Source organism: uncultured Jannaschia sp. (assembly GCF_947494055.1).
Lineage (GTDB): Bacteria > Pseudomonadota > Alphaproteobacteria > Rhodobacterales > Rhodobacteraceae > Jannaschia.
This window is the reverse complement of sequence record NZ_CANLTR010000044.1, coordinates 13,606-27,188: the sequence shown is the minus strand read 5'-3', so window position 1 is coordinate 27,188 and position 13,583 is coordinate 13,606. Positions and strand designations below refer to the sequence as shown.

The window sequence follows — 13,583 nt, the reverse complement described above, 5'->3', positions numbered from 1 at the left end:
TCAATGAACGAGCGACACCAGCTATGAAGAAGCAGGTGGACGCCAGTTCCTACACCACGCCCCGGGACACTACCGATTCGGGTCATGTCCCGGGGCGTGGTGTAGCTGAGGCGGCCATCGGGTTTCTCGGTAGGGTCGGGTTGCGAAAGCCAACCTGAACCGAGGGACGACCCCGCCTCTCGGGACATTGCTGCGCAATGCCCTGACGGCCAGCGGATGACCAAACCCATGATGGACCTGAGAGAGCTCGTCGAGAAGAGCGGCGATGCGGATCTTCTGCGCGAGATGATCGGCTTTGCTGCCGAGCGACTGACGGAGCTCGAAGTCGGCGGTCAGACCGGCGCCGCTTATGGCGAGAGGAGCCCCGAACGTTTGTCCCAGAGGAACGGCTACCGCGACCGGGACTGGCAGACGCGTGCCGGAAGCGTTGAGTTGCGCATTCCGAAGCTGCGCACTGGGAGCTACTTTCCATCATTTCTCGAGCCCCGCCGGGCCGCCGAGAAGGCGCTGACGGCCGTAATCCAGGAGGCCTACGTCCACGGTGTCTCGACACGCGCCATGGACGATCTCGTGCAGGCCATGGGCGGCACCGGCATTTCCAAGAGCCAGGTCAGCCGGCTGTGCGAGGAGATCGATGATCGGGTCGACGCTTTCCTGACCCGGCCGATCGAGGGCGAATGGCCCTATCTCTGGATCGATGCAACGTATCTCAAGGTCCGCCAGGGCGGCCGCATCGTCAGTGTCGCCGTCACCATCGCGGTCGGTGTGAACACCGACGGCCGGCGTGAAGTTCTCGGCATGGCCACCGGTCCATCCGAAGCGGAGACGTTCTGGACCGACTTTCTCCGAGATCTCCTGCGCCGCGGCTTGTCGGGCGTGAAGCTGGTGATCAGGTCTGCCGAAGAGAAACAGCGTGGGGCGCTGTTTTTCCGGCAGACCGCACGAAGGCATGAAGGCTGCCACCGCCCGTGTCCTGTCCACCACGTGGCAACGCTGCCGGGTGCATTTCCAAAGGAACGCGCTCGCCCACGCCGGCAAAAGCAGCCGACGCGTGGTGTCCGCCTTCATCGCCACCGCTTTCGCTCAGCCCGACCATACCGCGGCCAGCACGCAGTGGCGTCTTGTAGCAGATCAGATGCGAAGCAAGCTGCCCAGGCTCGCCACCCTCATGGACGGCGCCCAAGAGGATGTTCTTGCCTACATGACCTTTCCTCAGCAGCACCGGGCGAAGCTGCACTCGACGAATCCGATCGAGCGCCTGAACGGCGAAATCAAGCGGCGCACCGACGTCGTTGGCATCTTCCCGAACGAGGCCTCCATCCGTCGTCTCGTCGGCGCCATCCTCATGGAACAGACCGAGGAATGGACCGTGCAGCGGTCCCGCTACATGACGCTGGAAACCTTGGCGCCAGTCTGCGACGATCCCATCGTCAGCCTGCCTGTTGCGCAGACGGACTGACCAGCTTGGCTCGCCGACATCCGTCAGGCCCGCAATGAGCTACACCACTCGGTGGGACACGATCGAAATTCGTCAGCTGCCTTAGCGGAAGTCTACCACGGGGAAACGAACCGTGAATTCTCAAAGTACCGACTCGTACAGTTTCGGTTGTCGGTGGATATGGGAAGGATGCGATGCGCTTCGACCTCCTCGACCTTGCGAAGAGATGGAAGCCGTGGGACCGCGCGATGACCGGCGATACGTACGATCTGACCAAGTCCGCATTGCGCAATTAATGAACAATCCGGACGGTTTTCCCGCACGATACGTTATGGACATACTGTCGCACCCCGGTCCGGATTCAGGGCGTCTTAAGCGGAAGTGATGCCCTAAGCCCCCATTCCGCAAGGTACGCGGCAGTTAAGGAAACACTGTGACCCGGCAAAAGGCCGGGCGGTCGGTCTTCTCTGACGAGCCCGACGCAGAGCCTGAACCGGCATACCGAGGCTGGTGCACGTCATATTGGAATCCTCCGGGGAGGCGCGGCCCACGTCCTCCAGCCTACGTCACGCCGGTCGGTATTCCCTTCATCCCCCGGGCAAAGAGACGAGGTGAGACAATGCGCCTGACGATCAAGACGAAGATCATCGCCGGCTTCGCCGCGATGATTGCCCTGACCGGGATTACCGTCCTGTCTGGGCTGCATGGAATCTGGACCATCGGACACGACGTCGAGCTTCTCGTGGACTCCACCGCATTTAAGCGCAGCGAGATGCAGGACGTCCGTGCCACGATGATGGAGATGGACGGTGCAGTCTTGACCTATCTCAACGAGCGGATTGAAGAAGAAAACCCCGCGGCGGTCGATGCGGCACTCGCGACCTTCAACCGGGGTGTGGCCGAAGTCGACGAGCTGCTCGCCGACCTACGCTCCCGGGCCTCGGAGAACGAGAAGGAAATCCTGGGGGAGCTAAGCACTCACTGGGATGCCTACCTCGCTTTGGAGGCGGCCCTGCGTCCCGTGGCGCTCGCCGGGGGGGACAACATTGAAGTCGTCTACGAGCTCTACAGCGCCGCCGATGCAGCCTTCGCGACGGTCTTCGAGGATATCTCGCACGAGCTGGAACTGCTGCGCGAGGAGATGTCCGCGGAGCGGCAGCACGCCGAAGCGACCGAAACCAGCGTGACCCGGATGCTGATCGTTCTGGGCGGCGCGGCCCTGGTTATCGGTCTCGCCGTGGCGGTGGTCCTGGCCACGGCCATTTCCCGCAACGTCCGACGCGCCGAGCGCGTGGTGACGGAGGTCGCCCGCGGCAATCTCGATGTCGACACCTCGACCACGGCGCGCGACGAGATCGGGTCTCTGCTCGAGGCCATGGGCAAGATGGTCGCGGACCTCAAGGGCTTGAGCCAGTCCGCCGAAGCGATCGCGAAGGGCGACCTGAAGGTGGACGTCGCGCCGCGGTCGGAGGAGGACCGGCTGGGCATCGCATTGCATGACATGGTGGTGCGCCTGCGCGAGGTGATCTCGAACGCGGGCGCGAGCGCCGCGAGTGTGGCCTCGAGCGCGACCGGCCTTTCCCAGGCCGCCGACCAGTTGTCCTCGGGCTCCACCCAGCAGGCCGCGGCCGTCGAGGAGGCTTCTGCCTCGATCGAGGAGATGACAGCCAACATCCGCCAGAACGCCGACAACGCCAGCCAGACTGAGAAGATCGCCAATCAGTCGGCCGCGGATGCGCAGAAGTCCGGCGAGGCCGTGGCCGATGCGGTCCAGGCGATGAAGACCATCGCCGACAAGGTCAACATCATCCAGGAGATTGCCCGCCAGACCGACCTGCTCGCACTCAACGCCGCCGTGGAAGCGGCTCGCGCCGGCAGCCACGGCAAGGGCTTCGCGGTGGTGGCCTCCGAGGTGCGCAAGCTCGCCGAGCGCTCTCAGCAGGCGGCGGCCGAGATCAGCCAGCTCTCGGCGCAGACGGTGGACGTGTCGGGCGAGGCGGGGCGGATGCTCGAGACGCTGGTGCCCAACATCCAGCGCACGGCCGATCTGGTGGCCGAGATTTCCGCCTCGACGCGCGAGCAGAACGTCGGCGCCGAGCAGATCAACCAAGCGATCCGCGAACTCAACACCGTGATCCAGCAGAACGCCGCGGCGGCCGAAAGTTCCGCCGACACGAGCCGCGACCTCGCGCGCCTGTCCGAGACGCTGACGGAAGTGATCTCCTACTTCGAGACCGGCGCGGCGCCCGTGCCGGCCGCACGAACCTCAGGCGCCGCTCTCCGTGTCGTTCCATCCGGAAGCCCGAAGGCGCGTAAGGGCCCGAACGAGGCGTTCGATCTCGATCTTTCGGACGAGGACGCCTGCGACCGCGACTTCCAGCGCTACACGGGGTAGGGCGGCTCCGTCGATCTTGTCCCTGTACGGCGCCGGAGGATGGCCTGTCCGTCCGGCGCCGTGGCCGGTTCGCTCGAACCTGTCTCGGGTCATCGTCTCCGGGCAGTCCTGACGGCGACGCCCCGGCGGTGCAGCGGAATGTCCTCTCGGGTCCGGCCGCGGCCTGCCGTAGGACCCGTATCGCCCCTCCCCTTTGCAATAGGGATATCGCTATGCTGACCGTCTTCGGCCTTGTCAGGCTAATCGAGTTCCGGTCCGACGGGGTGACGTCCAGCGTTCCGTGCCTGGAGGTCAGGCTCGCCGTCCATGACAGCGACAGCGCCGCCGGATCGATGATGGCGCACACCGTTCCCTTCCACGAGTTGCGGCACCTCGGAGGCGATCCAGGAATGCGGCAGGCGGCGGTCGAAGGCGGAGAAGACCTGATGGCAGCGGCCGTGGCCAGCTTCACCGTCCTCGGATGCTCGGAACTCCGGAAGGCCTGTGACGAGTTGCATCGCAACGTCCGGTCCGTCTCGGCGCTTCTCGCAGCGCTCGGCCACCGTGTCGAGACGCGCAGTTCCATCCTGATCGAAAGCCTCGAAGGAGACGACAACTTCCCTGCGGCCATCACCGCCGAGCACGATCTCGACCGGGTGGGGCGTGCGCTTTTCGCCCCCGACATGATCGCAAGGTGGCTGGCGCGCGAGATCGAGGCGGGACTTTGACCCCTGCTCTTCGTGGCAGCACGCGGGACTTCGAGCTGTATCGGATCAAGTGCTGCAGGCGGGCTGACCAGCCATGTCCACCCGCAGATTTGAAACCGTCCGTTCCGACAACCTCGCCAGGGGGAATTCGGCAAATCAGTGGATACGCGATCTCGCGTCGGCCTCGTGCAACTGAGAAAGGATGACGAAAATGTCGAACCTCAAGGATCTTTACGAGGAGGAGCTGCAAGACCTTTGGTCTGCGAACGATCAGATGGTCAAGGCGGTGTCGAAGATGTCCAGCAAGGCCAGTGACAAGAGCTTGGCCGACAGGCTTGAGAAGGCCAAGGACGGCATCGACAAGCATACCGAGATGCTCAAATCGATGCGGCCGGCCTCGAGGTCGAGAAGGAGCATTGCAAAGGGATGGAAGGCCTGGTCGAGGAAGCCCGGAAGCACGCGCTCGACAGCGACCTCGAGGGCGCGGTGCTCGATTGGAGTGCGGCAGACGTCATGGCGCCTGGACAGCCCATGCAGCGTCTCGCCTGCATTGTATTCCGCCACGACCTGGCGCTTCAGCTCCATGCTATGACTGCGGTGTCGTCTCGGCATCGGCCATCTCCCTCGGATAGGCCCGGGCCGGTCAATCCAAGCCTGAAATTTTGTCCAAACCGAGGGGCGCACTCCAGATCGTGCTGAGCCCCTACGGCTACAGCACCTATCGCGGCAATGGAGGACCACGCTCCCGTGGTCTGCGGCGAACATGAGCGCTTGGACAGGTAGCACGTCAGCGAGGACGCAAGCGGCTCACGACAATGGCTGCAAGAGTTTCGTTCGTCTTGGGTGCAATCGAATCCGAAGGAAGAACTCCGTTCGGAAGATTGTCCGGGCCACCCCGAACGAGGTCGCCCGGCACGTCCGCGACCGGAGCTCCACGGCTCCGGCCTAACAATCTCAGCCGATCACGTTATGGGCCGGACCATAAGGGAACCCGGTGATGTTCTCGGGCCCGTCCTCGCCGATCACGATGATATCGTGCTCCCGGTAGCCGCCCGCGCCAGGCTGCCCCGCCGGGATGGTCAGCATCGGCTCCATCGAGACGACCATGCCGGGTTGAAGAACAGTGTCGATGTCCTCGCGCAGTTCCAGGCCCGCCTCGCGGCCATAGTAATGCGACAGCACACCGAAGGAATGACCGTATCCGAAGGAGCGATATCGAAGGAGGTCGCGTTCCTCGAAAAATACGTTGATCCTCTTGCAGATCGACGAACAGCTCGCGCCTTCCTGGATAAGCGAGAGACCGAGTTCGTGGGCCCCGCCATTGGCCTCCCAGATGTGCAGCGAAGCCTTATCGACGTCTTCTACGAAGAGGGTCCGTTCCAAAGCGGTGTAGTAGCCCGAGATCATCGGGAAGGTATTGAGCGACAGAATATCGCCATGCGCAAGCTTTCGTGTGGTCACCGGGTTGTGGGCGCCATCGGTATTGAGGCCCGACTGAAACCAGACCCAGCTGTCGCGAAGCTCCGAGCCGGGAAAGGCTTCAGCGATAGCAAGCTCCATCGCATCGCGGCCGGCCATCGCGACGTCGATCTCGCGGATCCCAGGACGGATGGCATCCCGGATGGCGTTGCCCCCGATATCCGCGATCCGGGCGCCCTCCCGGATCAGGGCGATCTCTTCGGAGGACTTGATCATCCGCTGGCGCATGGCGGCAGGCGCGACATCGACGAGTTCGGCGCCAAGAGCGCCTGCCAGCCGATCTCGCATTGCGAGCGTGAGGTGATCCGCCTCGATCCCGATGCGTCCGCTTGTTCCGGTGATGAAAGCAACCGTCACCTCGAAATTGTCGCGCCGCCAGTCGGTATAGGTGATGTTGTCGCCATGCGACCGGCGCCACGGCTGGCCCGCGTCGATGCCTGCGGACACCGTTACACATTGCTCGGCCGTGACCACACAGGCATAGGGCCGTCCGAAAGCGCAATAGAGAAATCCCGAGTAGTAGGCGACGGCATGCATGGAGGTCAGCACGCAGGCGAGCATATCGTGCTCATCCATTATGTCGCGAAGGCCCTTCAGGCGACGCTCGTACTCAACAGCGGAAAATGGCAGCGGGGCTTTCTCGCCGTTGTGAAAGCGATAGTTTCGAGTGTCTTGGATAGACATCCTCGTACTCCTGACCAGCGCCCGGCACTGCCGGACGTCACAATCCGGGCGTTCAGGACGGATGCGGCCGAGCCGCACGAGAGGCCGGAAGCCTTGGGCGACGCCATCGCCCGTTCGCGGAAATCACTATAGAATTCCATGAGCCAGTGGCAAAGGGGCTCGCGCGCTTCAACGTCAATGACACGCCACACTGATCGAACGAAGACTTCGACATTTTTGGAAGTAATAATTCCCTATCGACAGTAGAACCAATTAATAAACAACGAGAAACGCGCGAAAGTTGGTGATGCCCTGAGGGGCGGCATATCATGGCGGTGTCGAAGCGCCGTCAATTCTCTGCCGAGAAAGGGATATGCCACATGTCAGAGACTACCATCACCAAGCTGCCTGATCCATCCGGATTTTCTCCGGACCCCTTGAGCGATGTCATCCGGGGCGGAGCGCGCAAGCTGATCGAGCAAGCGGTCGAGGCGGAACTGGCCGCCTTGATGGCTGCCTTCTCTGAGGAGAAGCTCGAAGACGGCCGCGCGAGATTGGTCCGGCACGGGCATCTGCCGGAACGGGAAATTCTGACCGGCTTGGGCCCGGTGCCGGTGAAGGTGCCTCGTGTTCGCGATCGCGGCGCGAGCGAGGACAAAATCACCTTCACGCCCAGCGTCCTGCCGCGCTACCTGCGCAAGGCAAAGTCGGTCGAGGAGCTGATCCCGTGGCTTTACCTGAAAGGCGTGTCGACCGGCGATTTCCAGGATGCCTTGGCAGCGCTGCTTGGTCCGAACGCCAAGGGGCTGTCGGCCAAGACCGTCATACGCCTGAAAGCTGACTGGTGGAAGGACTACGAGGCTTGGAAGAAGCGCGATCTCGGCACGCGCCGTTTTCTCTACATCTGGGCGGACGGGGTCTACTTCAAACCGCGGATGTCTGACGAGAAACAATGTGTTATGGTCATCGTCGGGGCGGACGAGTTCGGTCGCAAGGAGCTGTTGGCCATGACCGACGGTTTCCGTGAAAGCACGGAAAGCTGGCGCGAGCTGCTCCTTGACCTCAAGCGGCGCGGCCTGAAGCAGGACCCGAAGCTGGCCATCGGTGACGGGGCACTGGGGTTCTGGACCGCCCTGCGCGAGGTGTTTGCCACGACGCAAGAACAACGCTGCTGGGTCCACAAGACGATGAACGTGCTCAACGCGATGCCGAAATCCCTACAAGCGAAAGCCAAGGCCCACCTGCACGACATCTGGCAGGCCGGAACCCGTGCCGAGGCCGAAACCGCCTTCGACTTCTTCGGCGAAACCTACGGCGTGAAATGGGACAAGGCGGTCGCCAAGCTGGTCAAAGACCGCGACGCGCTGCTGGCCTTCTAAGACTTCCCCGCAGAACACTGGAAGCACATCCGAACGTCGAACCCTATCGAAAGCACCTTCGCGACCGTCCGGCACCGCACGAAGCGCACCAAGGGTTGCCTGAGCCGCAAAACCGGACTGGCCATGGCTTTCAAGCTGATGATGACGGCGCAGGCAAAATGGCGAAGCCTCGACGGTCGGAACCGTCTGCCCGAGATCATCGAAGGGATTGAGTTCCGCGATGGCGTCAGACAACTTCAAACCGCCGCCTGATCACGCGTCACCAACTTTCGCGTATATCTCATAAACAACGCCTTGCAAACCGACCCTGCAAGAGTTTTGGCCTATCCAGAACGATCATCATACCCGCGGCGCCCTTTCGTCCTGGCCATCGTCAGCAGCGAGGTGATGGTCTCGCCTTCGTCAGCATGGTGCTCGGCAAGGATGCGGCCGCCGGAGCCGATCCGGTCCCATTCCCGGATCAGGCTCACGCTGCCGAACAGGTCCGGCTACACCTGCATCAGGTAGAAGCGGTGTATGTTTCGCGCCGGATCGATCCGGTTGAGCTTTAGCCGCGTCGGGAAGACCTCGTGCTGATCATCGTTCGAAGACATTGGACCCTTTACGCCGTTCGACTTGCGTTCGAGGTTGCGCCGTCCGCCTGACTTCGAGCCATCCTCCATCGGGACGGCGCCGCGTCCGAGCCGAGGTCTGGCCGCCTCTTACACGTCCCGTCAGAGGACGAGATCCGACCCATCGAGCGCGCTGATGTCCCGAACGAGCAGTTCGAAGTCTGCCCGCGGGATGAAGTCTATCTCCTTGTCTTGCAATCAGACCGCATTGGCCTCGCGTCCATCAGACAAGAACGCGAAGGCCTGGTTGCCCTTGCGCGACGTTTCCGCATCGATGCCACGAAGCCGGATCACGCCCGCGCCGCTGTCGAAGACATCGAGCCGCAACCCTCGTCGAGGACGTCTCGTCCCGTCCCGTCCCGTCGAACGACACGTCGCGGCCGTCGCTGCTTACAAGGCAGTCGTCGTCGCCCCCCCGAGAGCTGGTCTTTTCCCGCAACCATCCTTGAGCGGCTCCCGAGCCTGTCGTAGCCGCCGTTGCTCACAAGCGCGTTGGCGCCATCGTTTATGGATAGTGCCTGCTTTCTCAATCACGTTTGATGCAAATCTCTAGCCGTGTGGCCTCGGCTCAAGGAGCTGCTGGCCCTCGAGATCGCGTCGCGTGACCGCAACGGGTCGAGCAGCCAATTACGGTGAGAATCGCTCTCAGCCGACACCTTCAGAGAAGATAATGCGCGCGAGCGCTGAGTAACGCGCGAAAGTTGGTGATGCCCTGAGGGGCGGCATATCAAGGCGGTGTCGAAGCGCCGTCAATTCTCAGCCGAGAAAGGGATATGCCACATGTCGGACGATACCATTACCCCGCTGCCCGATCATCGGGATTTCCGCCGGATCCGCTGACCGATCTAATTCGGGGCGGTGCGCGCAAGCTGATCGAGCAGGCAATCGAAGCGGAGTTGGCCACGCTGCTGGACGCTTTCGCCGGCGACAAGCTCGAGGATGGTCGCGCCCGGCTGGTCCGCCATGGTCATCTGCCCGAGCGCGAGGTGATGACCGGGATCGGCCCGGTCCCGGTCAGGGTCCCGCGGGTGCGCGATCGCACGCCGGGCACGGACAAGATCGCGTTCACGTCCAGCATCCTGCCGCGGTATCTGCGCAAGGCGAAGTCGGTCGAGGAGCTGCTGCCTTGGCTCTACCTCAAGGGCGTGTCCACGGGTGATTTCAGCGAGGCGCTGGCGGCCCTGCTGGGCCCCGATGCCAAGGGCCTCTCAGCCAAGACTATCACGCGGCTGAAGGCCGATTGGTGGGCGGACTACGAGGCCTGGCAGACGCGCGACCTCGGCGCGCGCCGGTTCCTCTACGTCTGGGCGGACGGCGTCTACTTCAAGCCGCGCATGGCCGAGGAGAAGCAATGCGTTCTGGTGGTTGTCGGTGCGGACGAATACGGCCGCAAGGAACTGCTGGCCATGACTGACGGCTTCCGCGAAAGCGCCGAGAGCCCCCTCTCGGCATCTTTTCCTATGGAAAAGAGCCTGCCGGTCAACGGGACGCGAGGTACTGCTCGACCTTAAGCGGCGCGGCCTGAAGCAGGACCCAAAGCTGGCCATTGGCGACGGCGCGCTTGGATTTTGGGCCGCCCTGCGCGAAGTCTTTCCCACGACGCGGGAACAGCGGTGCTGGCTCCACAAGACCATGAACGTGCTCAACGCCCTGCCGAAGTCGGTGCAGTCGAAGGCCAAGGTGCACCTGCACGACATCTGGCAGGCCGAAACTCGGACTGCGGCATCAGCCGCCTTTGGCTTTTTCGTCGAAGCTTACGGCGTGAAATGGGACAAGGCGGCGGCCAAGCTAGTGAAGGACCGTGATGCCTTGCTGACCTTCTACGACTTCCCGGCCGAACACTGGAAACACATCCGCACGTCGAACCCGATCGAAAGCACCTTCGCCACCGTCCGGCACCGGACGAAGCGCACCAAGGGCTGCCTGAGCCGGAAGTCCGGGCTGGCCATGGCATTCCGGCTGATGATGTCGGCGCAGGAGAAATGGAGGAAACTCGACGGCCGGAACCGCCTGCCGGAGGTCATCAGCAGGGTTGAGTTCCGCGACGGCGTCCGCCACTTTCAACCCGCCGCCTGATCACGCGTCACCAACTTTCGCGCATATCTCGCGAGCGCTTGCCCTCCGGCGCAGGGAACTGGAAGCTGCAATCATAGTCGAACGTAACCTGATGCTTGGAGGTCTGCATGACCAAGCCACTAACGAAGACCCAGCTTGTCGCCGAGATGGCCGAGAAACTGGATACCGACAAGAAGAGCGCGGCGGCTGCGCTCGACGCGTTGAGCGCCATCGTTCTCGAGCAGGTCGCCGCGGGTGGGGCGATCACGATCCCCGACGTAGGCAAGATTTCCTGCCGCGATCGCCCCGAACGCATGGTCCGCAATCCCGCCACCGGAGAGCAGCTGAAGAAGCCAGCCGACAGGCAGGTCAAGGTGACTGTCGCGAAGCGGCTGAAGGACAGCGTCAACGGCTGATACATACCTTTTGAAGAGGCGTGGCGAAAAAGGCTTCCAGGAAGGTCAGCCTATAAACAGCGGACCAGGTCAACGCGAGACGTTCAGACGGAACGGGACGTCCGAGCGGTGGCCTGCAGGGTTTTGAAAACATCGTACCGTTTCGCGTGGATGAATTGGATGTCGCCCGCCGCCGGGGTGACGCGGGGCCCGAACCGCGTCATTCGGGTCATGCCGTCGACGATCGTCGGAAAGGCTCCGGTCGAGACGCCGCCAAGTATGGCGGAGCCGAGCAGAACCGGCTCGTTCGAGGCCGGCACGGCGATTTCCACTCCCGCGCCATCGGCAAGAAGCTGGCGGACAAGGCGGCTGCGACCGGCGCCGCCACTCAGGACGACACGCTCGGCCACGATGCCCTGATCGGCCTGAGCTTCCAGAATCTGACGCAAGCCGTAAGCGATGCCGCAAAGCCCGGCGACGTAGAGCGCGACGAGGCTGTCGAGATCGTCCTGCATGCCGAGGCCCGCGATCACCGCGCGCGTCTCGGGGTCGGCGTGGGGTGCGCGGTTGCCGAGAAACTCGGGCACGACGTGCAGGCCGCGGGCGAGATCGACGGCATCGCTCCGGGACGGGGCGCGTCGCAGGACGTCTTCCGCAAGCCAGTCGGGAAGCGACAGCCCCACCTCGCGCGCGAGGTGCAGCGCCTCGGGCGCGAATGGATGGTGGCGCAGAAGCTGCACGATTGCGGCACCGGCGGCCGATTGCCCGCCCTCGTTCAGCCACAGGCCAGGGATCATCGCGGAATGGTACGGCCCCCAGACGCCTGGAACGAAGACCGGTTCTCGGGTCGTCGTCATGGTGCAGGACGAGGTGCCGAAGACGTAGGCGACGTTCGTCTCTGGCCCGCCGCCATCTTCGGGGCCGACGGTTCCGACGCCGCCGGCATGGGCATCGATCAACCCAGCACCGACCGCGGTACCGGGCGTGAGCCCCAGCTCGCGCGCCGCGGCGTCCGTCAGGCCGCGGCCAAGAGGGCGGCCGGGTTCGACGATCTCGGTGCCGATCCGCGCGAAGCCCTCGTCGGCCAGTTCACCCAGGCCGATCAGCCGGAAATAACTGTCGTCCCAGCGGGATTCGTGCGCCAGGTACGTCCACTTGCAGGTGACCGTGCAGATGGAGCGGGCCAGGCTGTCGGTGGCGCGCCAGCCGAGGAAATCGGTGAGGTCGAGGAATTGCCAGGCCTTCGCAAAAACCTCCGGGCGGTTCTCCTTCAGCCACAGGAGCTTCGGTGTCTGCATCTCGGGGGAAATGCGGTCCCCGACGTAACGCAGCACGTCGTGCCCCGTCGCGTTGATCCGCTCGGCCTGCTTGCGGGCGCGGTGGTCCATCCAGACGATGACGTTCCGGTCCGGCACGTCCGGGTCGCCGACGGGCAACGGCGCCCCGTCTGCACCGAGCACCACCATCGAGCAGGTCGCGTCGAACCCGATCCCCGTGATCTCGTCCGATCCGGCACCTGCGTCGGTCACGGCACCTCGAACGGCGGTACAGACGGCCCTCCAGATTTCGCTGGCACATTGCTCGACGATGCCGCCGGGGGCGCGGTGAATGGCGATGTCGGCCTTGTCCGTTCCAAGAACCGCACCCGACGTGTCGAACACGCCGGCCCGCGCGCTTCCCGTGCCCACGTCGACACCGATCAGCAGGTTTCCATCCGGCATGACGCGGCCTCCTCAGAGTTCGACGCTGTTGGGCAGGATCACGAGGTCGCGGACGACCACGCCCCGGGGCCGCGTCAGCATGAAGAGGACGCACTCGGCCACCTCCCGCGGCTCCATCAGCGAGCCATTGGCGAGTGCCTCCTCCTTCTTTGCAGCCGGCCAGTCGTCGATCAGCGCGGTCACCACCGGGCCGGGCAGGACGGCCCCCATGCGGATACCGTACTTCGAGACCTGCTGGCGGGTGGCGTGCAGGAAGGCCTGCACGGCGAACTTGGACGCCGTGTAGATTGGCTCCCACTTCACCGGGACCACGCCCGCAACGGAACTTGTGAAGAGGATGTCGCCGGTGCCGCGCTCGATCATTCGCGGCAGCACGGCATGGACTGAACGGAAGGCCGCGTTGACGTTTAGGTTCAGCATCCGATCCCAGGCGTCCGGGTCGCCCTCCGCCACTTCGCCACCGATATAGGCGCCGGCATTGGCGTGGAAGATGTCGAGGGGACCGGCGATCTCCTCGATCCGGGGCCCGATCCCGGAGAGCGCCGCTCCGTCGAGGAGGTCCACCACGAGGGGATGGGCGTCCGCGCCCAACTTCTCGCGAAGCGCCTCGAGCCGGTCGCCGGCACGGTCGATGAGGACCACGGTGGCGCCGTTCTCGAGCAGGATGCGAGCGCATTCGAGGCCGATGCCGGAGGCCGCGCCGGTGATGGCGGCGACCTTGCCGTCAAGTCGTCCTGTCATATTGGTCTCCTTTCCGGGTC

At 63.8% G+C, this 13,583-nt stretch carries 9 protein-coding genes and 4 pseudogenes; 7 read left to right on the top strand and 6 right to left on the bottom strand.

From position 1 onward, the window contains the following. Positions 1–216 precede the first annotated feature (216 nt). The 4 genes and pseudogenes from Q1A87_RS19910 to Q1A87_RS24280 form a co-directional block, all read left to right on the top strand. A pseudogene (locus Q1A87_RS19910) lies at positions 217–1,459 on the top strand (IS256 family transposase). A gap of 598 nt (positions 1,460–2,057) precedes the next feature. Beyond that, entirely contained in the window at positions 2,058–3,833 is a 1,776-nt protein-coding gene (locus Q1A87_RS19905) for a methyl-accepting chemotaxis protein (protein WP_299655517.1), read from the top strand. A 212-nt stretch (positions 3,834–4,045) separates the two neighbouring features. Further along, on the top strand, positions 4,046–4,540 hold the full coding sequence (locus Q1A87_RS19900; RefSeq protein ID WP_299655514.1) for a hypothetical protein: 495 nt from the start codon (positions 4,046–4,048) through the stop codon (positions 4,538–4,540). 181 nt (positions 4,541–4,721) lie between these two features. Beyond that, positions 4,722–4,844, top strand: a pseudogene (locus Q1A87_RS24280) (DUF892 family protein); the annotation flags it as partial. Here the strand turns inward: Q1A87_RS24280 and Q1A87_RS19895 are convergent. Then, on the bottom strand, positions 4,790–5,104 hold the full coding sequence (locus Q1A87_RS19895) for a hypothetical protein (RefSeq protein WP_299655511.1): 315 nt from the start codon (positions 5,102–5,104) through the stop codon (positions 4,790–4,792). The pseudogene Q1A87_RS24280 and the gene Q1A87_RS19895 overlap by 55 nt on opposite strands. Positions 5,105–5,473: 369 nt before the next feature. Continuing rightward, positions 5,474–6,682: an aminopeptidase P family protein gene (locus Q1A87_RS19890; RefSeq protein ID WP_299655509.1), complete on the bottom strand. Its 1,209-nt coding sequence runs from the start codon at positions 6,680–6,682 to the stop codon at positions 5,474–5,476. Between the two features lie 359 nt (positions 6,683–7,041). Between Q1A87_RS19890 and Q1A87_RS19885 the strand changes: the two are divergent. Further along, positions 7,042–8,292 (top strand): annotated as a pseudogene (locus Q1A87_RS19885) (IS256 family transposase). A 71-nt stretch (positions 8,293–8,363) separates the two neighbouring features. On the opposite strand, the gene Q1A87_RS24275 reads toward Q1A87_RS19885, so the two are convergent. Together Q1A87_RS24275 and Q1A87_RS19875 are read right to left on the bottom strand one after the other, a co-directional pair. Then, the gene (locus Q1A87_RS24275; protein ID WP_363323024.1) at positions 8,364–8,522 is read right to left on the bottom strand and encodes a WGR domain-containing protein; all 159 of its coding nucleotides are present in this window, start codon (positions 8,520–8,522) and stop codon (positions 8,364–8,366) included. A 327-nt stretch (positions 8,523–8,849) separates the two neighbouring features. Continuing rightward, entirely contained in the window at positions 8,850–8,978 is a 129-nt protein-coding gene (locus Q1A87_RS19875; protein WP_299655506.1) for a hypothetical protein, read from the bottom strand. Positions 8,979–9,431: 453 nt separating this feature from the next. On the opposite strand from Q1A87_RS19875, the pseudogene Q1A87_RS19870 reads away from it, so the two are divergent. Beyond that, positions 9,432–10,727: pseudogene (locus Q1A87_RS19870) on the top strand (IS256 family transposase). 107 nt (positions 10,728–10,834) lie between these two features. After that, positions 10,835–11,122, top strand: a complete 288-nt coding sequence (locus Q1A87_RS19865) for an HU family DNA-binding protein (protein WP_299655503.1) — start codon at positions 10,835–10,837, stop codon at positions 11,120–11,122. Positions 11,123–11,205: 83 nt separating this feature from the next. On the opposite strand, the gene Q1A87_RS19860 is transcribed toward Q1A87_RS19865, so the two are convergent. Then, a complete protein-coding gene (locus tag Q1A87_RS19860) occupies positions 11,206–12,822 on the bottom strand; it encodes an FGGY-family carbohydrate kinase (RefSeq protein ID WP_299655500.1) in 1,617 nt (538 codons plus the stop codon). A 12-nt stretch (positions 12,823–12,834) separates the two neighbouring features. Continuing rightward, complete coding sequence (locus Q1A87_RS19855; RefSeq protein WP_299655497.1) at positions 12,835–13,563, bottom strand: SDR family oxidoreductase; 729 nt, start codon at positions 13,561–13,563, stop codon at positions 12,835–12,837. Positions 13,564–13,583 lie beyond the last annotated feature (20 nt).

What these genes read in the sequence shown, in the direction of transcription:
- Q1A87_RS19890 (WP_299655509.1), bottom strand. Translation starts at nt 6,682, where the DNA reads ATGTCTATCCAAGACACTCGAAACTATCGCTTTCACAACGGCGAGAAA.
- Q1A87_RS19905 (WP_299655517.1), top strand. Translation starts at nt 2,058, where the DNA reads ATGCGCCTGACGATCAAGACGAAGATCATCGCCGGCTTCGCCGCGATG.
- Q1A87_RS19855 (WP_299655497.1), bottom strand. Translation starts at nt 13,563, where the DNA reads ATGACAGGACGACTTGACGGCAAGGTCGCCGCCATCACCGGCGCGGCC.
- Q1A87_RS19865 (WP_299655503.1), top strand. Translation starts at nt 10,835, where the DNA reads ATGACCAAGCCACTAACGAAGACCCAGCTTGTCGCCGAGATGGCCGAG.
- Q1A87_RS19900 (WP_299655514.1), top strand. Translation starts at nt 4,046, where the DNA reads ATGCTGACCGTCTTCGGCCTTGTCAGGCTAATCGAGTTCCGGTCCGAC.
- Q1A87_RS19860 (WP_299655500.1), bottom strand. Translation starts at nt 12,822, where the DNA reads ATGCCGGATGGAAACCTGCTGATCGGTGTCGACGTGGGCACGGGAAGC.
- Q1A87_RS19895 (WP_299655511.1), bottom strand. Translation starts at nt 5,104, where the DNA reads ATGGAGCTGAAGCGCCAGGTCGTGGCGGAATACAATGCAGGCGAGACG.